14 protein-coding genes are annotated in these 21,495 nt (G+C 62.6%); 8 read left to right on the plus strand and 6 right to left on the minus strand.

The window, feature by feature from the left end; translation table 11 throughout:
- Positions 1-24: 24 nt before the first annotated feature.
- The 4 genes from J3T92_RS08230 to J3T92_RS08245 all read right to left on the minus strand — a co-directional run bounded on the left by J3T92_RS08230 (position 25) and on the right by J3T92_RS08245 (position 8,977).
- Positions 25-2,355: a YhgE/Pip domain-containing protein gene (locus J3T92_RS08230; RefSeq protein ID WP_267401005.1), complete on the minus strand. Its 2,331-nt coding sequence runs from the start codon at positions 2,353-2,355 to the stop codon at positions 25-27.
- Positions 2,352-4,988, minus strand: a complete 2,637-nt coding sequence (locus J3T92_RS08235; RefSeq protein ID WP_267401007.1) for a YhgE/Pip domain-containing protein — start codon at positions 4,986-4,988, stop codon at positions 2,352-2,354. Before J3T92_RS08235 ends, J3T92_RS08230 begins: the two co-directional genes overlap by 4 nt.
- A gap of 194 nt (positions 4,989-5,182) precedes the next feature.
- Positions 5,183-6,490: a chloride channel protein gene (locus J3T92_RS08240; RefSeq protein WP_267401008.1), complete on the minus strand. Its 1,308-nt coding sequence runs from the start codon at positions 6,488-6,490 to the stop codon at positions 5,183-5,185.
- Between the two features lie 57 nt (positions 6,491-6,547).
- A complete protein-coding gene (locus J3T92_RS08245; protein ID WP_267401009.1) occupies positions 6,548-8,977 on the minus strand; it encodes a S9 family peptidase in 2,430 nt (809 codons plus the stop codon).
- A gap of 345 nt (positions 8,978-9,322) precedes the next feature.
- Between J3T92_RS08245 and J3T92_RS08250 the strand changes: the two genes are divergently transcribed.
- The 8 genes from J3T92_RS08250 (at position 9,323) to pknB (ending at position 19,370) form a co-directional block, all read left to right on the plus strand.
- Complete coding sequence (locus tag J3T92_RS08250) at positions 9,323-10,192, plus strand: InlB B-repeat-containing protein (protein ID WP_267401010.1); 870 nt, start codon at positions 9,323-9,325, stop codon at positions 10,190-10,192.
- Between the two features lie 197 nt (positions 10,193-10,389).
- Positions 10,390-11,094, plus strand: coding sequence for an FhaA domain-containing protein (locus tag J3T92_RS08255; RefSeq protein WP_267401011.1), 705 nt, complete (start codon positions 10,390-10,392; stop codon positions 11,092-11,094).
- Positions 11,095-11,130: 36 nt separating this feature from the next.
- Positions 11,131-11,646 carry an FHA domain-containing protein FhaB/FipA gene (locus J3T92_RS08260; protein ID WP_396020000.1) on the plus strand — a complete coding sequence of 172 codons (516 nt, stop codon included), beginning with the start codon at positions 11,131-11,133 and terminating at the stop codon, positions 11,644-11,646.
- Between the two features lie 6 nt (positions 11,647-11,652).
- Complete coding sequence (locus J3T92_RS08265) at positions 11,653-13,221, plus strand: BofC C-terminal domain-containing protein (protein ID WP_267401012.1); 1,569 nt, start codon at positions 11,653-11,655, stop codon at positions 13,219-13,221.
- A 2-nt stretch (positions 13,222-13,223) separates the two neighbouring features.
- Positions 13,224-14,765, plus strand: coding sequence for an FtsW/RodA/SpoVE family cell cycle protein (locus J3T92_RS08270; RefSeq protein WP_267401013.1), 1,542 nt, complete (start codon positions 13,224-13,226; stop codon positions 14,763-14,765).
- The gene (locus J3T92_RS08275) at positions 14,762-16,225 is read left to right on the plus strand and encodes a peptidoglycan D,D-transpeptidase FtsI family protein (RefSeq protein WP_267401014.1); all 1,464 of its coding nucleotides are present in this window, start codon (positions 14,762-14,764) and stop codon (positions 16,223-16,225) included. Before J3T92_RS08270 ends, J3T92_RS08275 begins: the two co-directional genes overlap by 4 nt.
- Positions 16,222-17,214: a serine/threonine-protein kinase gene (locus tag J3T92_RS08280; RefSeq protein ID WP_267401016.1), complete on the plus strand. Its 993-nt coding sequence runs from the start codon at positions 16,222-16,224 to the stop codon at positions 17,212-17,214. The genes J3T92_RS08275 and J3T92_RS08280 overlap by 4 nt, the downstream gene beginning before the upstream one ends.
- Positions 17,211-19,370 (plus strand): Stk1 family PASTA domain-containing Ser/Thr kinase, encoded by a 2,160-nt coding sequence (pknB, locus tag J3T92_RS08285; RefSeq protein WP_267401017.1) that lies wholly within the window; start codon positions 17,211-17,213, stop codon positions 19,368-19,370. Before J3T92_RS08280 ends, pknB begins: the two co-directional genes overlap by 4 nt.
- A 241-nt stretch (positions 19,371-19,611) precedes the next feature.
- On the opposite strand, the gene J3T92_RS08290 is transcribed toward pknB, so the two are convergent.
- Positions 19,612-20,727, minus strand: coding sequence for a class E sortase (locus tag J3T92_RS08290; RefSeq protein ID WP_267401018.1), 1,116 nt, complete (start codon positions 20,725-20,727; stop codon positions 19,612-19,614).
- Positions 20,728-21,480 carry a DUF881 domain-containing protein gene (locus J3T92_RS08295; RefSeq protein ID WP_267401019.1) on the minus strand — a complete coding sequence of 251 codons (753 nt, stop codon included), beginning with the start codon at positions 21,478-21,480 and terminating at the stop codon, positions 20,728-20,730.
- Positions 21,481-21,495: the final 15 nt, after the last annotated feature.

Here is a 21,495-nt window from a genome sequence, read left to right on the forward strand (position 1 = left end):
ATACCACCTTCTGTTGGACTCGCCCTACATGAGCCGGGTGCTCTCAAGGTTTCTGACGATCCAGTCATTGAAGCGGATGACGGGCTTGCGCAGGACCAGCCCCAGCAGCAACGAGGGCACCAGGAAGAGGGCCAGGGTGGCCATCTCCCGCCAGAACTCCATGCCGTAGGCGCCGGCAACGGCCGACTGCATGGCTCCTATAGCATGGACGAAGGGCAGGAAGGGATAGACCCCCTGAAAGAAGCCAGGCAGGGTCTCCATGGGGAAGGTGCCGCCCGAGCCGGCCACCTGCATGACTAGGAGGATAACGGCAATAGCCTTGCCGATGTCCCCGAAGGAGACGACCAGGGTATAGATCAGATTCATGAAGACGAATGAGGCGAAGACCGCCACCAGCACGAACATCAGCGGATGGACGCACTGGACCTTCAGGTAGAAGAGGTCTCCTAGAGCGATCAGGCAGCCCTGGAGGATGGCCATCAGGGCGAAGACCGCGAATCTGCCGAAGTACTCCTGGTAGAGCTGAAGGCCGAAGCGGCGGGCATTGCCTGGCGACTCGGGGCGGAAGTCTCCCCAGGAGCGGCGGCCTTCGGAATCCTCATCCAGGTCATCGGCCCTCTTCCATGCATCCTGCAGGGAGTCCAGGTGCAGGACGGAGGCTTTCTTCTTGTCTGACAGAGCCACTTTCATCATGGCCGCCAGAATGGTGGCACCCACCCAAATGGAGAGGATGGTGTAGAAGGGGGTCATAGCCGACCCGTAGTTCATGACTGGGAAGACCGCATGCCGATGGATGCCTACCGGTGAGGACAGAAGGGCGGCCATGGTTTCGGAATCCCCGCTCAGCAGAGTCTTGACCTCCTGCGTATCTTTGCCCTGCGAAGCCTGGGTCAGATGTCCCCCTAGGTCGGTCAGCCGCTTGGAGGCCTGCTCCAGGCGCTGGGAGATCTCACCCAGCTGGTCCTTGGCCTGGCTGATATCCCTGGTCATAGGGCCCGTCAGCCCAGAGGCGCCCTTGACGGTTCCATCCAGACCCGTCAGCAGCCGATCGGTCGAGGTGACCACGGTGTCCATGGATGAAGCCAAGTCGTCCAGGCGAGGCTTCAGGTCATTGCGGTACTGGGTGCGGACCTGATCCACCGAGGCACGGGCCTGAGCGATCCTGTTCTTCAGATCCTGACGCTGACCGCCCAGCTTGTCCTTGCCCTCCTTGGCTGCCTGGGAAGCCTGGCTGATCCGGTCGGCCAGGTCACGTTGGGCCGCCTGGGCTGTGCGCATTCCGGCCTGGGCCTGATCGATGGCGGTCAGCAGGGCCTGGCGCTGGTCAGCTGTCAGATTGGCATCGGATTCCACAGTGCTGCGCAGATCCTCCAGGCTGGCGATCATCCCGTCGTAGTCGGCCGCCGAGTCTCTGATCCGCTCGTTCAGATAGTTCAGCTGGCTGCTGACAGCATCGCTCTGCTGGCCCACCTTGTCGAAAGCGTCATCGATCTTAGAGCCGATGGTGTCATAGGCACCCGAGGCCTGGTCAAGGGCAACGTCGACCGCCTGGGCCGACCCGGAGAGGGACTTGCCCAGATCCTTGGACCCCTTGGTTCCCTGGTTCAGGGCCTTCCTGGCATCGGCCATGGCGGAGTCAGACCGACCCAGAATCCTGCCGGTGGCGTCGATCATCTTTCCGGAGGAATCCAGAAGGCCCGCATAGGCATTCACCTGACTGGAGGCAGTGGTCAGCCGCTGTGACATCTGATCGATGTGGCCGGTCGCCCTGGCCAGATAATCCTGGACCTGGGGGCTCTGGGAGTAAGTGAAAACCTGGCTGGCCAGGTCGATCCCCACCTGGCCCACGGTCTTGACGAAGGTCTTGTCGATGGTTGTGGCCACAGTGTCGGCCCCCTGCTCAGTGACATGGGGGGCGATGGCGTTTTTCTTTTCGTTCAGGTAGTACTCAAGGCTGGCATGCTTCACGTCCTGCGAGAAGAGGGTCATCATGTCCGCGCTGAAATCCTTGGGAATGACGATGGCAGCATAGTACTCGCCTGAGCGCACCCCCTCCAGGGCCTGGTCGCGGTTGACGAACCTCCAATCCAGCTGGTCGTTTGCCCGCAAGGTGCTGGTGACCGTCTCCCCCACGTTGATCCTGACCGGAATCAGGTCGGATTTGTACCCCTTGTCGGTGTTGGCCACGGCCACCTTGATGGCCTTGGTGTTCTTGTAGGGGTCCCAGCTGGCGGCGATGTTGAACCAGGCATAGAGGGCCGGGACAATAATCAGGCCCATCAGGACGATGATGGCGATGACGTTGCTGGTGGCATCGGCCAGGTCCTTGCGCAGGATCCTCCAGATGTTCCTCATCGGCGATCACCATCCTCGGGAGCGTCCTCCTCATCGCGGCTCATGACTGATTCGCGCACGGCCGTGGTCAGCCTGGTCATGGCCGAGGGACCCTGCCGACGCGGGCGAATCAGGGTGAGGAAGTCCATGCCGGGACGCTCGGTCAGGCCCAGCTGCCGAACATAGCTGTCGCAGATGTACTCGACGATGATCAGGTAGGCGTCTATCAGGACGATGGAAGCGATGCAGGCGATCAGCATGACGATCTTGGCTTCGGTGCTGAACAACAGGATGAGGAAGAGCACTGGCAGCAGAACCAGGACCAGACCACCCCGGATCAGCGTTGGATAGAGGGCCAGGAAGCGATGCGCACGCCGCCTTATGACGGCGCGGTAGTCGCCCTCGCCCAGGATGGAGCGGGCCAGGCTGCCCAGGCTCAGACGGCGGTCGGCTGAATGGTTCTGTTCGGTCAGCATCAGGTCAGTGGCACCAAGCCGCCGGTCGAAGAGGGCATTCAGGTTGAGCAGGTACCGCCGCACCACCAGTCCGATCAGGAGGGCCACCGGCAGGTACCAGAAGATGTGGAGCATGTCCTGCCAATAGTGGTTGCCGTACATGCCGCCGATGGTCTCACGCATGGCGTTGATTCCGTAGGTGAAGGGCAGCCACGGGTTCAGATTGCGGAAGAAGTCGGGCATCATCTCAATCGGGTACATGCCCGAGGACCCAGGTATCTGCAGGATGACCAGAACCACAGCCAAGGCCTTGCCGATGTGCCTGAAAGAGGCGGCCAGGGCATAGATGATATTGATGTAGACGAAGGAGGCAAAGACCCCGGCCAGGACGAACAGGGCGGGTTGGCGGCACTGGATGCCCAGCATCAGGTCGCCCACTGTAGCGATCAGCGCCTGGAAGAAGCCGACGAAGACCAGCAGAAGCCAACGACCCAGGTAAGCCTGGGTGGCGGTGCATTTGCGGATGCCCTCCTTGTCGACCTCCAGCTTGTAGATGGCTATCAGGATGAACCCACCCACCCAGAGAGCCAGATTGGTATAGAAGGGCGCCACGGATGACCCGTAGTTGCTGACCGGATAGACCGTGTGCGAGGCCAGCTCCACCGGCGAGGCCATGGCCTTTCCGAAGGATTCCGGGCTCAACCCCAGGGTCTGGGTCATCCGGTTCCAAGCAGCCGAGGACCCAAGGGCTGCCACATCGGTCCGAACCCCCTTCAGGTCGGACCTGACCGAGGCCAGGGAGGCCCTGGTGGTGGACAGGGTCGACTGGGCCTGACCGATGGTGGAATCCAGTTGATCCAGCAGGGCATCGGTTTGGACGGCCGTGGTGGCCAGGTTGCTCAGGGCACCTTGGAGAGAGCCGTTGGAGGCATTGAGGGCATCCAGCCCGGTAAGGAGGTTGGGCATGGTGGTCCCAGCCAGGCTCTGGCTGGCTGCAGCCAGAGCCTTGATGCCTGTGCCGCCGGTGTCGGTCATGGCCGAGCTCAGGTCTGATGCGGCCCGCCTGCCCGAGTCCAGAGCCGTCGAGGAGTTCTTCTTGAAGGCATCAAGGGATGACTTCTGCTTCTGGTTGGTCTTTTTCAGATCGTCAATCTGCCGCTGGATGCTCTCATAGGCCGGATCCCCAGAATGTAGCCCGGACTGGTCTAGACCCGACTGGAGCCGGTCCACAGCCTCCCCATTGGCATCGACCAGCTGACCCAAGCCGGAATTGACCCGGTCCACCTTGTCCTGGGTGGCGTTCAGGTCGGCGGTGATCCCGCCTGCCACTGTATTCACATCCGTGACCGCGCTGGACAGCCGCACTGACCCGTCCGCCAGGGCCTGGTTCAGGGCAGAAGAGAACCGAAGACTGTCGTCGCGGGTCTTGGCCATGCTGCTCTGAGCTCTGTTCAGAGTGGCCTGGGTGGCCGATATCTGACTCTGCAGGTCCTTGATGTCGCTTCTGGAGCCGGCCACGGTCTGCCGGGCCTGGCCCATGGTGGAACCGATCCGGTCAAGCTGGCCGTCCGTCCGATCCAGCTGGTCGATAATTTCCCCCAGGTCGCCCACCACCTGGCTGCGGCTCTGCTCGGCCGCGCCCTGGGCATCGCCGACGGTCTGCAGGACCTTCCCGGCCAAGGCGTCGCTGACGGCCGAGACGAAGACCGCGTTGATCTCCTGGTCGATGGTGGAGGCGCCGGTGTCGGTCACCTTGGGAGCGATGGCGTTTTTCTTCTCATTGACGTAATAGTTCAGAGCGGGCCTGTTCCCGGCCCCCTCGACGATGCCGACCAGGTCGGCGCTGAACCGTTCAGGAATGATGATGGCCGCGTAGCACTGGCCCGAGTGGACCTCTTCGATGGCCCTTTCATCATCATCCATGAACTTCCAGCCCAGGCTTTTATTGCCGCGCAGCTCCTGGATAACCGATCTACCGGCGTTGATCCTGCCGGTTTCCGCGGATTGCGCCCCTCGGTCCATGCTGACGACGGCCACGGGCAGATTGTTGACGTTGCTGTAGGGATCCCAGAGAGCCATGATGTTGAACCAGGCATAGAGGGAGGGCAGCACGGCCACGCCGATGGTCACCACCAGGGCCACGGGGTTGCGCAGTATCCGCCAGAGATCTCGCCTGAAGATGGCCAACACGGTCTTCACCGCCAGGAACCTCCTTCTTGTCTGTCCAGGGGATCACGGCACTGGCCTGCTCCACTCGGATCGGCTGCATCCTCCCGGGACCTACGTCCGGCCTGAGTATAGCCACCCTTCCTTACTGGCCCAGACCAGTCAGCTGATTGTGAATGCCCATGCAAGGCCGGACCGTCAGAGCAGCAAGGGCTTCTGACGACGGTTTATGCCTTGGCCACGAACAGACGCGAGACCGCCATCGACAGGGCCACAGCCAGGCCCATGGGCATGAAGGCCATGACCGGCAGGCGGCAGACCTCCATGAGCATGGCCATGGCCATGAGCGGAGCCTGCTGGGAGGCGGCCAGCAGGGAGGCGGCGCCGATCACGGCACACTGCCAGACCGGCAGGCCGGGCACAAGGCAAGCCAGCGGCAGGCCCAAAACAGCGCCCATGGCGGATCCCAGGGCTATGGATGGCGTCAGAGTGCCGCCGAAAGCCCCAGCACGGATGGTTGCTGTGGTCAGCAGAGCCTTGGCCAGCGCAAAGAGGGCCAAGAGGGCAAGTGACCGAGCCAGCTGGAGCCCTGAGAATCCGACGGACAGCAGCTGATCCATGCCCATCTGGGCCAGAGCCCGGCCGTTGCCCATGACCTGGGGGGCAGCCAGAGCGACCAGCCCGGTCAACAGAGCTACCCCCGTCAGCTGCCAGATGGCGGCAGGGCCAGTAGTTCTATGGGACTCTGCCCAGGATGTCATCCAGCGGAATCCGGCCCCCAGCAGCCCCATGACTGGTCCGATCAAGAGGACCACTGCCATAAGCCATGGCCGGAAGGGATCGGATCCGACCTTATAGTAAGGGGTAAAACCCTTTATAGATCCGCCGACCAGGGTAGCCAAGGCCGACATAGCCAGATTGACCGCCACCACTTCGGTATCCACCCGCCGCAGCAGCACCTCGATGCCGAAGAAGGCCCCAGTCAGAGGCGCAATGTAAATGCCGGCGAACCCTGCACCTGCCGCCGAAGCCACAAGCAGCGGACCGTCCTGATCACGCAGCCCCAGCCGTCGTCCCAGCCTGGTCCAGAGACCGCCCAGAAGAGCCCCCGCCTCGCGAGGGGCCACTTCCCTGCCTATGGAGCCACCAGCAGCCACAAAGAAGATCTGGGTAAGCACATGAACCACGGTCCGGCCCGGGGGCATGGATGCACCCTTGACGGCCTGATCGACCGAGGGAACCAGCCTGGTCCTCGTCCGCAGCCAGGCCCATACCAGACCGGCCACCAGCCCGGCCAAGGTCACCGAGGCCAGCCTTCTGATCGGCGGAACCACCTCAGCCGTGGGAGCCCCTGGGGTCTCAGCGAAACCCAGCAGGCCGACCTGAGTCAGCTCAAAGAACCTTGCCAGCAGGCCCGAGGAAAGCCCGACCAATTGACCTAGGCAGAGCACCGAGACCGCCAGACCCCAGCTACGAGGAAGCCGGAATCCGCGTTCGGGACCTGGATCCTGGTCAGGCTTTCGTTGGATATACACAACTCCAATCTAGCGGAAGCAACCGCCAGCAGAGCGTTAGCCCAAGCAGCCTTTCCGTCAGTCCGTCTTGTTCATGAGGGCCTCCTGTAGGAAGTCCCGCTGCACAATAAGCAGGTTTTCGGCCACAGTCTCGTCGTTGGTCATGTGGGTGATGCCGGTCAGCGGCAGGACCGTATGAGGGCGACCGGCCGCCATGAGAGCGCTGGAGAGCCTCAGGGTGTTGGCCACGGAGACGTTGTCATCCGCGAACCCGTGTATCAGCATCAGCGGGCGGCGCAGCGAAGGCGCATCGTCGATAATTCCGTTGCGGCGGTAAACGGCCGGGTCCATCCCCAGATAGCGCTCGGTGTAATGGGTGTCGTAAAGGGTCCAGTCCGTGGGCGGGGCACCTGCACAGGCTGCATGGATCCGGTCGGGAGCCCGCAGAACCGATAGGGCCGACAGGAAGCCGCCATAGGACCAGCCGATCATGGCCACATGCCCCAGGTCGGCCTCGGGAGCGAAATCAGGCAGAACCTTCAAAGCCTCAAGCTGGTCATCCAAAGTCACCTGGGCCATATCCTCGAAGATGGCCCGATCCCAGGCAGGCCCACGACCCGGCGTACCCCGGCCATCGACGGTCAGAACCAGGAAGCCCTGATCCGCCCACCACTGGGACTCCCAGTAGTAGGACTGATTGAAGACCACCTGCTGGGCGCCTGGACCGCCGTAAGGCTTGAGCAGGACGGGCAGGCTGTCGGCGCTGGCGTAGGGACTGGATTCAGACGGCCTGACGATGGCTGCGAACAGCTCGCGCTGGCCCATGCGTACGAAGTCCACGTTGGGGATGAATCCGGGATCACTGCTGACATCGGCCAGGACGGCGCACATGACCCCCTGGCTATTGATATGGCCGGCATCCATGGCCCGGCGATCAGGACGATCATGGTGCTCCTGCCGACCGCCAACCCGGCCTGAGGCACTGGAGCCACCAGCGGATCTTACGCTGCCGTCAGAGCGGGCTTTGCTCACCAGGCCCAGCCCTTCGGCCCCCAGGCGGTCCAGATCTCCATCAGCACCCAGATAGCAGTGGCGCACCTGCCCATGCGCCGAGGCCATAGTCCGGCCGCTGACCACGATGCCATGACCGGCCCGAGAGGCGGACCACACTCCGGGCAGCCGGTTGAGCACATGGATCGAACCGTCATAGCTCAGGCGCATCAGGTCGAAGCTGCGGGGATCAGTGGAAACCACCGCCAACACATCGCGATCCTCCACAGACAACACCCGCCGAATCTGGCAGCCAGCCGGGGAGAATACCCTTCCATCCAAGCGCAGCCTCGTGGTGTCGGCTTCTACGTCAATGAAGGCGTCCACCAGCCCGCCCTGGGGCCGATAGGCCGGCAACCCGGGCACCAGGTCGATCCACTGGTCATTGCCATGCTCCTGCATCACCCTGGTAGCCACCTTGGGTGCTGCATCGGAATCAAGAAAGGTCATGTCCTGTCCCCGATCCAAACCCTGGCGATCATCCGGCACCTGTACCTCCAGGATCCTGTCCTCGGTCTGCCGACGGTTCTGAACCAGCAGCAGCGGCCGATGCCCTTCTTGCCAGCGGACCACAGCCAGGTATTCAAAGGCCTGATGATCCCAGTCCACCTCGCCCACCCAGGGATGGGCATCGTCCTGACCCAGGAGGACCAGGCTCAGCCCGACACGGGCATTGGACGTCAGAGCCTGGGGATACCGCCGGGCGCGCGGCCCGACCTGGGGATTGGCCGGATCGCTGATGTACCAGATCGGCTCGTCGGAGGAATCCGTGTGCTCGACCAGCAAGGCTCGGGAGTCCGGCGACCACCAGAATCCCTGATAGCGATCCATCTCCTCGCCAGCCACGAACTCGGCCAGCCCCAACAGCATCCGGTCATCGGTGCCGGGACGCAGGGCCAGGACAGCCCGTTCACGGTCCTGTCCGGCATCCTGACCGATGGCGACCACCATCAGCTGGTCACCAGTCGTATAGGCCACCATGGTGCCGTCCGGGCTGATGACTGGATTGAGCACAGCCAAATCGCTGTGTTCCAAGCTCAGGGCCCGCGTGGAGGCAGTGAGACCATCTGGGGCGATCAACGAGAGCCAGAGTCGGTCACCAAGGGCAAAGACCACCCGATCCCCGGCAGCATCCACGCTGTAGTCGACAATGCCCTCGCCGCCTTCTCGCGAACGCTCCCTTCGAGCCAGCTCGGCAGCCGGCACATGTTCCATGTCTGCATCCTCCAGCAGAGCCCTGGGGTCGGCCAGGAGCACCTCATGATGACGGCCCTCCTGATCAAAGACAGACAGCCAGAGCCCAGTCACCAGATCCTCAGGCCCGTCGGAGCGCAGAAAGACGGCACGTGAGCCATCCCCCACCGCTGAGGCCGATCGTGGCGCGCCCAAGGTGAACCGCAGGGTCCGGGCCTTGACCCGCGGATATGCTTCCATTGCCCGATCCACCTCTTCGGTCATGCTCGCTCCTCGGATAACTCTGACATGATCCTCATGATCTTGTGTCTGCCACGATGATAAGCGCCTAGGTGCCAAAGGGGAATTCGATCAGCCTCAACCGCAATGCGCCACCTTGGCCAGCAGCAGACGTCAATCGTTCTACATGGGAAATTTGTATCACGGATAAGGCGTGCCGCCGGACTACGACCAGCCGATGGCCACTCCCTGCGATAAAATAATATCGCTTTATCGCCAATGACTGGCCGATAATCCCTGTTTCCCAGGGGATAGGGGTGTCAAGGTAGGACACCATGACTGCACATGGGGAGCAATCGACAATAGAGAAAATAGAGGTAACCAATGAACATGATGGTTCGTTTTAAACGCGCATGCGCGGTGCTCGCTGCCGGCGCCACCTTGGCCGGCGGCCTGGCATTGCTGCCTACCGTGGCCCAGGCTGTGGAGGGCAACAAGGGGGCCGAGGCCAAGTCCGCCCCCTACCAGATCACCTTCGTCGGCGATCCATGGGACACAGAAGGCGCTCACGGGATTCGTGTAGAGACCAACGATCAGGGCATGCTGGATAAAAGCAAGATCCCCACTAACATACCAGTACCTGATTCCATGCAGGATTCGCAGTCGCCCGACAAGCCTTGGACTGTCGTCGGCTGGACCTATGTAGCGACGAGTCCTGAGACAGTCGACTTCACGAAGCCCTTTACGGCGGACACCACTGTCTTCGCAAAATGGGACCAAGCCAATGCAGTCACTTTCGTCGCTCAGGACCCGACCAACCTCGACCACGAACCTGCCACGCAGACGCTGTATACTGGCGAGGGCCACAAGCTGGCGGCACAGCCCAGTGCCCCGCCCAGCTACCCCGGATACACTTTCGAAGGATGGTTCGGTGCTGACAGCAACGCAGCCTTCAACCCTGATGCCGTCTTCTCTGAAGATGCCACTTTCGTAGCCAAGTACACCAAGGCGGCTGCTCCTGCTCAGCCTGCTGAGACCAACCCGGCCGACAATGCCAAGGAGCCTGCCAAGGCCGGCGACAAGACCGCCGACAAAGCAACTGGCAAGGCCGCCGCCAAGGATCCGGCCGGAAAGGCCGCCAGGAGCGACACCGCTCTGGCCAAGACCGGCGCTGATGCTATGGCCCCTCTGGCCATTGCCGCTGGCCTCTGCCTGAGCGCCGGCATCACCCTGGGTCTGCGCCGCAAGCTGTCTCTGTGAGTCGACAGGCTTCGGCCTGACCCATGACGATCGAAGGTCAAAGGCCCCTGGCCCATTGTGGCCACGGGCCTTATCCATGCCTGGCAATCGCGTTCGTTCGAACCTGTTCATTGAAGAAATTGCAAGCATCCGACCGCCCATTACCCCCTTTCAGCAGTGTCACGTACTATGAAAGGGTTATATGGAAAGGGATGACTATGAGCGTTCTCGATCGTTTCGAGAAGAGCGTGGAAGGCGCCGTTAACGGTGTCTTTTCGAAGTTCGGCTCCAAGGACCTACAGCCCGTCGACCTGTCGAGCGCCCTCGAGCGTGAGATAGACTCACAGGCCATGCCCGTCGGTCGCGACCGCACTGTGGCGCCCAACGAGTATCGGTTCAGACTATCCACCCTAGACTTCGACCGCATTGAGCAGTGGGGTTCGGAGGCTTTGGCCAACGAGTTGGCAGACAACCTGACCAAGTATGCCGAAAGCCAGCACTATGCCTTCGTCGGTCCGGTTGTAGTCATCTTCGAGGAGGACCTTAACCTGAACAAGGGCGACTTCCACCTATCTGCCGAGTCAGTCCAGGGCAACGCGGCACCCGTCACCACCCCCGAAGAGTCCAAGGATTGCCCGGTTCTGGAGATCAACGGCCGCCAGTACCTGCTGACCGCCCCCGTCACTACCATCGGCCGTGGATCCTCCTGTGATATCGTCATCGACGACGCAGGCATTTCGCGCCGACACCTTCAGATCGAGATCACCGACAAGGGCGTGGTAGCCCGCGATCTGGGGTCCACCAACGGCACCTATGTAGAGGGACATCAGGTTCCCGCAGCCACTCTGCTGGACGGCAATACCATCACCATCGGCCGTACCCGCATCCTCTACTGGGCATCGTCGCAGGAACAGGATTCGTAAATCGCCCAGACCTTGAAGTAAGGTCGAACCATTATGCTGACTGAACTGACATTCGCCATCCTCAAATACGGGTTCCTGGCTCTGCTATGGGTATTCGTCTGGCTGGCCATCCGTTCACTCCGCAAAGACATCGAAACTTTCAGCCCCAAAACTTCGCACTCCCGTAGACGCAGCGAACGCGCAGCCCAGCGCAAGCTGCCGGCAAGCGCCAGATCCGTGCCTATCGCCCCGGTCAGCAAGACAGAGCCCGCAAGGGACGAGCCCTCCCTGCTCGTGGTCATCGACGGACCCCTGGCCGGCTCCTCCACGCCACTGTCAGGACGGCCCATCACCCTGGGCCGCTCCTCCTCGAACACCCTGGTGCTGGACGACGAGTTCGTCTCCGGCCATCATGCGCGGGTCTACCAGGATCCTGCATCGGGCCGATGGGCCATTGAGGATCTTGGGTCCACCAACGGCACCGTCGTCTCGGGGCAGAAAATAACGGCGCCGACAATCCTACCGGCGGAGGTTCCCGTACGCATCGGAGCCACCACCTTCGAGTTGAGGTAGCCGCCCATGACCAGGAACGATGCGAACCAAAAGCTGTTCCTCTACTCCACGGCGGTTTCAGACGTGGGGTACGTGCGCAGCAACAACCAGGATTCGGCCTTCGCCGGCGAGCGCCTGGTAGCCATGTGCGACGGCATGGGCGGTCATGCGGGGGGGGACACGGCATCGACCATAGCCATCCGATCCCTGGCCCACATCGAACGCGACGACAGGAAGCAGGACGTGCAATCCCTGGCCCGGATGATGGAGACCTCGGTCATCGCGGCTCATGACGCCATCGTGGGCAAGGCCAAGCGCGAACACCGCCTGTCAGGCATGGGCACAACGGTAACGGCCCTGGCTCTGGCCGACGACTCCTGGGTGCTGGCCCATATCGGGGACTCCCGAGGCTACCTCCTGCGGGAGGGCAAGCTGATCCGGATGACTCAGGACCACTCCTACGTGCAGCATCTGATCGACACCGGCCGCATCTCCCCGGCTGAAGCCCGCAACCACCCTCAGCGCAACGTAGTCATGCGGGTTCTGGGTGACTTCGACATCGACCCTCGCCCGGACATCTCCATCTCCAAGGCCCTGCCTGCAGACCGCTGGATGATCTGCTCGGATGGTCTCTGCGGCGTTTTGGAGGACTCGACCATCGCCGAGGTGCTGTCCTCGGTCTCGGACCAGGCGGAGTGCGCCCAGCAGCTAGTCACCTTCGCCCTGAAAGCCGGCAGCACCGACAACGTAACCGTGGTCATCGCCGATGCCACGCTGGCCCTGGATGCCGATGCCTTCGATCTGCCCCATCAGACCCCTCTGGTCGGTGGTGCAGCCAGCTCCAACCTGGAGGCTCTGGCCGACATTCTGGATGAGCCCGTGACGGCCGCACCGCGCCTGCGTGACGAGTCCCGGGAATCGCCCGCCAAGCGGGCCGCCGATCTGACCCAAGACCGGGATTCCGGCAAGCAGGAGGGCGAGGATAGCGATAGCCACACCGCCCAGCCCTCGGCTGCCCGCGAAGAGAGCGGCGAACGGCAAGTGCCCGACACCAGCGAGATCCCCGTCGTCCACAAGGAGGACGGTTCGGACTCAGCCGATCCCTACGACCCAGACGTGGCCGACGCCATCCACAAGGAGCATTTGGAACAGCGCAGGCGCCAGCGTTCCCGGCATCGGCGGATTCGGCTGATCCTGGCTGGCATCATCACCCTGGTAATCCTTGCACTGGCCGGAGGCACGACGGCTGCCTACCGTTGGAGCCAGGAACAGTATTACCTGGGCGCGGACCAGGGCCGCGTAGTCATCTACCAGGGCGTGCCCACTAAAGCCTTCGCCCTCTCGCTGTCCCACCCGGTGCAGACCACAGACATCTCCGTTAAGGGGCTTCCCCAATCCTGGCGCGACCAATTGGAAGAGGGCATCACCGTCTCCAGCATGGATGATGCCCAAGAGCACGCCCGTCTTATCCGCAAGGAGGCCGGCGACCTCAAACGCGAGCGCGCCAAGGAGGGCAAGAACGAGTCTGTCCAGACAGCGGCCTCCCCGTCAACCTCGCCCTCACCGTCGAAAACCGACCAGAGCAGGCGGCAGTAGTCATGATCACCACGCGTCTGCGCCGCATAGGCCTTCTGCTTTTCTCCTTGCTGGTGGGGTTCATCGGCTTCTTCCAGATGTTCGCCCGAGCTGCAGGCCGCTTCCCCGGGGACTACGCCGCCCTGCTGGCAGTCACTGCCGCCCTCTTCATTGCCCTCTGGGTCCTGTTGGAGATTTTCCAGCCTTATGGCAGCCAGGCCATCCTGCCCAGCATCGTCATCCTGAGCTCCCTAGGCATCACTCTGATCATCCGCATAGATCTGCGCAACGCTCGGATCGGCCAGCCCACACGAGTGGGCTTCACCCAGCTTATCTGGCTGTGTCTGGCTTTGGTCCTGTGCGGCCTGCTGGTGGTGCTGCTTCGGGATTACAGGCTGCTGCGACGCTTCTCCTATGTGAGCATGGTGGCGGGCCTGGTCCTGCTCCTGTCGCCCATGCTGCCCGGCATCGGCCGCGAAATCGGCGGCGCCCGCATCTGGATCGGCGTAGGGTCGCACACCCTGCAACCCGGCGAATTCGCCAAGCTCTTCCTGGCCTTCTTCTTTGCTGCCTATCTGTTCGACCACCGAGACCAGCTGGCTGTGGGCGGCAAGAAGGTCCTAGGCATGCGGATGCCTCGAATCAAGGACCTGGGCCCCATCATTATCGTCTGGCTTATTTCGCTGGCCGTCCTGGTCATCCAGCATGATCTGGGCACCTCGCTGATGTACTTCGCCATGTTCGTCTCCATGCTCTACGTGGCCACGGGCCGCACCAGCTGGATCGCCATCGGCGCCGTCTTCTTCGTCATCGGGGCGGTGGCCGCCTCCATGGTCTTCGCCCACGTAGGCGCCCGCGTGGATGCCTGGCTGCACCCCTTCAGCGATGCTGAGTTCGGCAAGACCTTCGGCGGGTCAGGCCAACTGGTACGCGGCATCTTCGGCCTGGCTGCCGGCGGGCTGACCGGCACCGGCCTGGGCCAGGGACGCCCCTGGATCACCCCTCTGGCCAACTCCGACTTCATCTTTACGTCAGTGGGCGAAGAGCTGGGGCTGAGCGGCCTGCTGGTGGTTCTGGCCCTCTACCTGGTTATCGTGGCTTCAGGCATGATCACGGCCATGAAGATCAAGGACGGCTTCGGCAAGCTCCTAGCCTCCGGTCTGGTCTTCACCATGGCCTTCCAGGTCTTCACCGTGGTGGGCGGCATCACCCTGGTCATCCCCCTGACCGGCCTGACCATGCCCTATATGGCGGCGGGCGGCTCCAGTCTGGTGGCCAACTGCATCCTGGCCGTCCTGCTGATCATCATTTCCAACGCGGCCAACAAGCCTGCGCCGGAGGTCAGCTCGGACACCTTCAAGTACGAGGCCCTGGCCGTCCTGCGCCAGCAGGAGACCAGCAAGCGCAGCGGACAGGACGACTCGGACTCTGATTCTGACTCCGACGACCAAGAAGTCCATGGTCGTCATGCCGAACCGGGCGAGCCGACTGATCGGGATGAGGAGACCGACCTGCCAGCCACCGGCCGCATCCCAATCCGCCAGGTGCGAGGAGGCGGACAGTGAACAAGGCCCTGCGTCAACTCTTCAACGCCGTCATCGTCCTCTTCGTCATCCTAGGGCTTTCCAGCTCCATCATCATGGTGATCAAGGCTGGGAGCCTTAACTCGGACCCTCGCAATCTGCGCGCCCTCTACCATGAGTACGCAGCACCCAGGGGGGCCATCCTGACCTCGGACGGCGCCGTCATGGCCCAGTCCGATCCCATCAACGACTCCTTCCAATACCAGCGGCATTACAACAATGGTGCCGCCTACTCGCCCATCACCGGTTACTACTCCATCACCAGCCCGGCAGACCGGGGAATAGAGGCCTCGCGCGACCGTCTGCTGAGCGGCCAGTCAGACAGTCTGTGGATGGATCGGCTCAAGTCCCTCTTCACCGGAACCCAGAACAAGGGTGCCTCCATTGAGACCTCCATCAATCCCAAGATGCAAGAAGCCGCCTACGACATGCTGGGCAACCTGTCCGGGTCGGTGGTGGCTATCGAACCCTCCACCGGCCGCGTGCTGACCTTGGTCAGCACGCCAAGCTATAACCCCGACGACCTAACCGCCCACGACAGCGGCGATGCCTCCCAGGCCTATCAGAAACTGGCATCCCGTTCCGACAACCCCATGCTCAACCGGGCCACCTCGCAGCTGTATCCTCCAGGATCCACCTTCAAGGTGGTCGTGGCCGCGGCCGCCCTGGAGTCCGGCCAGTACCACATCGACAGCCAGTTGCCGGCCGGGGCCTCATACACCCTGCCGGGCACCAACTACAACCTGACCAACGCCACAGCCACGGGGAGCGGGGTCAACGGCAGGATCAGCATGGAGAACGCGCTGGCATACTCCTCCAACACCGCCTTCGCTCAGTTGGGTGTCAGTCTGGGGAATAAAACGCTTGCCGAGCAAGCCCGCAAGTTCGGTTACGGTTCCACCATCACCTTGGACGGGACAAACTCCACAGGCCGGCCCATGAAGGCCGTGGCCTCCAAGTTTCCCGAGGACCAGTCCCAGGATCGGCTGGCCTTGGCATCCATCGGCCAGGGGGACACCTTGTCCACCCCCTTGCAGGCAGCCATGACGGCCGCTGCCGTGGCCAACGGCGGCAAGCTCATGCAACCGACCCTGGTGGACCGGGTGCGTTCCAGCGACCTGAGCGTCATCAGCGAGACCACGCCCTCGGTATACTCGCAGGCCTTCTCCTCGGACACCGCCAAGGCCCTGACCACCATGATGGAAGCAGTGACCACCAAGAGCTACCCCAATCTGGCCATCCCCGGCATGCAGGTGGCTGCCAAGTCCGGCACAGCCCAGATCGGCGCTGGCAATGCGGCAAATGACGGGTGGATGATAGGATTCGCCCCGGCCGACAGCCCCAAGGTGGCCGTTGCCGTCGTGGTGCACGGCATCTCCTCCTATGGAATGGAGATCGCCGGGCCGATCATGAAACGCGTCATGCAGGAGGCTGCCAAGTGAAACTGGTGCAGGGACAGCTCATCCACAGGCGGTACCGCCTGGACCGCCGCCTGGCCCAGGGGGGCATGGGCGAGGTCTGGAAGGGCTATGACATCGAACTGGGCCGCGTGGTGGCCATCAAGGCCCTGCGCGAGGACCTGACCAACGAGGAGTCCAAGCTGCTTCGGCTTCGGGCCGAGGCCCACAATTCCGCCAACCTGGCCCACCCCAACATCGCCGCCCTCTTCGAGTACTACGAGCACGATGGCATCGGATTCCTGATCATGGAATACGTGCCCAGCCAATCCCTGGCCGACATCTACCGAGACCGGGGCACCCTGGGCCCCATCGAGCTGCTGCCCATCCTGATCCAGACGGCCCGAGGGCTCTACGTGGCTCACTCCCACGGTGTCATTCACCGGGATGTCAAACCGGCCAACATCATGGTCTCCGACACCGGCGAGGTCAAGATCACCGACTTCGGCGTCTCCTACTCCACCAACCAGGGGCAGATCACCCAGGACGGCATGGTGGTAGGCACGGCCCAGTACATCTCGCCCGAGCAGGCCCAGGGTCTCCAGGCCACGCCCCAGTCAGACATCTACTCCCTGGGCGTGGTGGCCTACGAGGGGCTCTGTGGGCACCGGCCCTTCACCGGCGCCACCCCGGTGGACATCGCCGCAGCACACGTCAACGACCCGGTGCCGCCGCTGCCCGACTCAGTGGACAACCAACTCATGAACTTCGTCATGTCCATGCTGGCCAAGGACCCGCGAGACCGCCCGGCGAATGCCTTGGTGGTCTCGCACACGCTGGCCAGGATCGAGCAACGGCTGCTGGACCAGCAGCTGGGCGAGACGGAGGTCATCAATCCACGCGCACCCATGCCTCGACGCATTATGAGCAGGCCGCACGCGGTAAAAGACATCTTCAGGCCCTTCTGGGGGCACTATGGAGAAGGAAGCGCACAGCGCGGCCTTGAAGCGACGAACGGAGGGGATACCCTATGAGCATCACACTGCCGCCGTCCCTAGCGGACGGACGATACCGTCTGGGACAGCTGATCGGACGCGGTGGCATGGCCGAGGTTCACAAGGCTGTGGACACACGTTTGGGAAGGACCGTCGCGGTCAAGATCATGCGATCCGATCTGGCCAACGACGAGGTCTTCCTATCGCGGTTCCGGCGGGAAGCCCACTCGGTCGCCCTGCTCAACAACCCCAACATCGTCTCCATCTACGACTCGGGCGAGGAGATACTGACCGACGACCAGGGCAACCATGAGCGGGTGCCCTACCTGGTCATGGAATACGTCAAAGGCCAGACCCTGCGGTCCATCCTCAAGGAGAACGGCGCCCTGAGCCAGCGCGACAGCGAGCAGGTCATGCTGGGTATGCTCAGCGCCCTGGACTACTCCCACCATATGGGCGTCATCCACCGGGACATCAAACCCGGCAACATCATGATTTCGGAGCAGGGCATCGTCAAGGTCATGGACTTCGGCATCGCCCGGGCCATGGACGACTCTGCCGCCACGATGACCCAGTCCCAGGGCGTGGTGGGCACGGCCCAGTACCTGAGCCCCGAACAGGCCCGCGGCGAGAGCGTGGACATGCGCTCCGATCTCTATTCGGCCGGCTGCGTCCTCTACGAGATGCTGACCGGACGGCCGCCCTTCAACGGGGATTCGGCCGTGGCCATCGCCTACCAGCACGTCACCGAGGTGGCCACCCCGCCCAGCAGCATCGTGCCCGGCCTGCCGAAGATGTGGGATTCCATCTGCGCCAAGGCCATGGCCAAGGACCGGCAGAACCGGTATGCCACGGCCTCCGCCTTCAAGAGCGACATCCTGGCCTTCATGAACGGCGGAACCCCGGTGGCTGCCGCCTTCAACCCGCTGACCGACCTGGCCAACGTCAAGGCCCGCAAGGATGCCGAGCAGGGGGCCGAAACGGCCACCATGCCGCTGACCGAAGAGGAGACGGCCGCCACCCAGGCCTTCAACCCCGTCCAGGATTCGCTTAACCCTGCTGCCACCGGCGTAGCCACAGCTGAGCGCACAGCCGCCAAGACGGCCCAGCAGAAGGCCAAAAAGCGCAAGAAGATCATCATCGGCGCCGTCCTGGGAGCCCTGCTTCTGGTAGCCGCCGGACTGGGTCTCTGGACGGTCGTGAACCGGAACCATCATCAGATGGCCGAGGTGCCTACCATCAACGCGCAGATGTCACGGATCCTCGCCCGCGAGAAGGTCACCGCCGCAGGCTTCCACTATCAGGAGAAGGAGGACCACGACTCGGCCGAGCCCAAGGGGACCTTCACCAAGCAAAGCCCCAAGGGCGGAAGCATGGCTCCCAGAGGCTCCACAGTGACCGTCTGGTTCTCCTCCGGGCCTAAGGACACAGCCATTCCCGACGTCAAGGGCATGAACCAGCAGGAGGCCCGCAGAACCCTGGAGAAAGCCGGATTCAAGGTCTCCCCCGCAGCCTCGGTGGAAGACAGCCAGGACGTGCCCAAGGACCATGTGACCCGCACGGATCCCGCCGCAGGCCAGAGCGTGGCCAAGGGAACCAGCATCCTGATCTACATCTCCTCGGGCATGACCAAGGTGCCTGATCTGTCTGGCAAGAGCAAGGACGACGCGACCAAGACCCTGCAGAGTCTGCACTTCAACATCACCATCCGCGAGCAGGCATCCAACAGCGTGGCGAAGGATATGGTCATCAGCACCGATCCGGCTGCCGGATCCTCCGTCCAGCAGGGAGCCATGATCACGGTCACCGTCAGCAACGGCATGCAGTTGGGCAACTATATCGGTATGACTCTGGGCGAGGCCAAGCGCACCCTGGGCCAGGGGGTCAATATCAAGGTCAATGGCCCCAACAACGACAACGCCGAGGTCACCGGCCAGGATCCTGCCGCTGGCGCCTCCTTCGACAAGTCCAAGGACACCATCACCCTGACCACAGCCATCCGCATCCCGCCCTTCTCACAGGGCGAGACCTTGGGCAGCTACCGGCAGAAGCTGACCAACAGCGGTGTCAGCGCCGACAGGGTCACCTCCATCGGCAAGGACACGGACAAGGTGACCGCTGTAAACCCAGCGGCAGGAAGCAGGGTGGACGACAACACACCCATCACGGTGACCACCATCAGCTCCACCAACTGACCTGATATGGCCCCGGCGGGCACAGTCCTGCCGTCGGGGCCATATGTTGGTTCATATAAGGCCAGGCAGCATGAGTACGAGGTGAATATAGCGGCGCCTTCCAGACCATGGCCACCGTGGTGTCTTAGATAAACCAGGGTAATCACTTCCGGCAGTCGGCAAGATATGACATCAATAAGCGGCGGGGCCGCAGGATCACATTGGATCCTGCGGCCCCGCCGCTCTTCCTATGCCGCCTAGGTCAGAAGGTGGAGTAGTTGGACATCTGTCTGAGCATGGGCACGTTGCTGGCCAACCATGGGAAGCCCCATTCCATCAGGGCGCAAACCAGAGTCAGCAGAAGCAGAATCAGCAGAAGCCATCGAATCGGGGCTATGCCGGACTGGTGCCGCAGCAGCCAGCCGTAGAGGCTGATCATGGGCTGGGGCTTCTCGCCCTTGCGAATCTGCTTCAGCAAGGGGTACCGCCAGGCAGCCAGTGCCGCCAGGTAGATGATCAGATAGGCTGCTGCCAAAACCAGGAAGACCGGCTGCAGAGAACCCAGCCTGGCCATGATCGAGCCCTTGTCGTCGGCAAAGGCCACATTGCTGCCCCGGTCGCCCAGCAGTTCCTTGGGCACACCGTCTGACACCTTGGCCCAGTAGCCGAATTCGCCCCAGCTGATCCACCGATGGGTGGCCGTGGTGTATTTGGGCTCGCAGGTGGTCAGTGTGATCATGCGCCGATCAGGAGCGTCGTTGGGCGAATAAGGGTTGGGGGCGATGACGCTCACCTCTTCGGGCGAGACGATCTTGTAGCGGGTGTAGTGGTAGACGTACCAGTAATCCTTGGTGCGCAGAACGATGGCATCGCCCACTCGCAGCTCGTCTACATGGCCCAGCGGCTCACCATAGCCGGCACGGTGTCCGGCTATGGCCACGTTGCCCATCTCGCCCGGCATCTGCGTATTGGGGTAGTGCCCCAGTCCCGCGTAGGCCAGCTCTCGGGGCGACGTGCCCTGAACCACGTTGCGCTCCCAATGCTGTCCGAAACGAGGAATATAGGCCTGAGCCATCAGTTCACCCTCGGAGGCCTGCTTGGGCTGCACCGGCGGCGCCCCTTTCTGAGGCTTGGCCACCTTGCGGGTGTCGCCCGATCCCGGGTTGCTCCAGGAGGTCGAGGCCCGGGCCTGCAACTGCTGATGCTCGGACTGCACACCGGTCCACCAGAGCTGCCATACCACGTAGAGTGCGCAGATGACGGCCAGGGTAATCAGCAGCTCCCCTATGATTTCTGCAATGCCCACCAGCCAAGTTCGCCCTTTATCCGCCGGCTTATCGGCCGGCGTTTTGTCGTTCTCCGAGTCTTCTGTCGTCATTTACCGTGCCTTCTCATCTAGCGATGCGTACTGGAGTGGCTGCAGGACAGCCGTCGTCTCAGGGAATCTCAGATTGTCCGAAGACTCGACATTCCAACCCAGACCCACCGTGTTCACATACTCCTTGTAAACGCGGATGGATGGCGAAGCATTCAGGGACTTGGTCATCCGATCGACTGGTCCTATGGCTGAAATCTTATATGGCGGCGAGTACTTTCGGCCGTGCAACAGCAGCACATTGCCCACGCATCGAACGGCCGTGGTGGGCAGCACCCGCTGATCCTGGATTCGCATGGACTCGGCTCCCCCGGCCCAGAGTGCGTTGACCACGCTCTCCACATCCTGCTGGTGGATGACGTAATCGTTGATGTTGGCCGTCGACCCGTCGGACCCCACCTTCTGCTGCCAGAGCGAGGAATCGTTGAGGGTCACCGTCAGCCCCGGCCCCTGGACGGCCTTGAGCACCGTGCCCGAGCCGGGGTCCTCGCGGGACTGGTCCGAACTGCCCTTGTCATCGGTCAGGGTCTTCAGCGCGTTGATCTGCGAGCTCATGTCATTGATGTCCTTGCGCAGCTCGGCAGCCTTGTTCTGGCGCTCCTCCACCAGCCCGGCCGTATCCGAGGTGACCGTGACCGTCCTGTTGACGCGGATGTTGGTGGTCAGCATGTACCCCACCAAGGCGAGCACCACAGCCACGGACACTGTGCCGACCAGGGACCTGCGCGCACCGTGCCGTCCCGTCCGTCTGGTCATAGGCATACCCTCATC

Source organism: Bifidobacterium sp. B4081 (assembly GCF_026537335.1).
In the GTDB taxonomy this organism is placed as follows: Bacteria; Actinomycetota; Actinomycetes; order Actinomycetales; family Bifidobacteriaceae; genus Bombiscardovia.

Bases quoted from the DNA above. Each gene is read 5' to 3' on its own strand.
- J3T92_RS08230 (WP_267401005.1), bottom strand. From the start codon at position 2,355: ATGAGGAACATCTGGAGGATCCTGCGCAAGGACCTGGCCGATGCCACC.
- J3T92_RS08245 (WP_267401009.1), bottom strand. From the start codon at position 8,977: ATGACCGAAGAGGTGGATCGGGCAATGGAAGCATATCCGCGGGTCAAG.
- J3T92_RS08250 (WP_267401010.1), top strand. From the start codon at position 9,323: ATGATGGTTCGTTTTAAACGCGCATGCGCGGTGCTCGCTGCCGGCGCC.
- J3T92_RS08255 (WP_267401011.1), top strand. From the start codon at position 10,390: ATGAGCGTTCTCGATCGTTTCGAGAAGAGCGTGGAAGGCGCCGTTAAC.
- J3T92_RS08265 (WP_267401012.1), top strand. From the start codon at position 11,653: ATGACCAGGAACGATGCGAACCAAAAGCTGTTCCTCTACTCCACGGCG.
- J3T92_RS08270 (WP_267401013.1), top strand. From the start codon at position 13,224: ATGATCACCACGCGTCTGCGCCGCATAGGCCTTCTGCTTTTCTCCTTG.
- pknB (WP_267401017.1), top strand. From the start codon at position 17,211: ATGAGCATCACACTGCCGCCGTCCCTAGCGGACGGACGATACCGTCTG.
- J3T92_RS08290 (WP_267401018.1), bottom strand. From the start codon at position 20,727: ATGACGACAGAAGACTCGGAGAACGACAAAACGCCGGCCGATAAGCCG.
- J3T92_RS08295 (WP_267401019.1), bottom strand. From the start codon at position 21,480: ATGACCAGACGGACGGGACGGCACGGTGCGCGCAGGTCCCTGGTCGGC.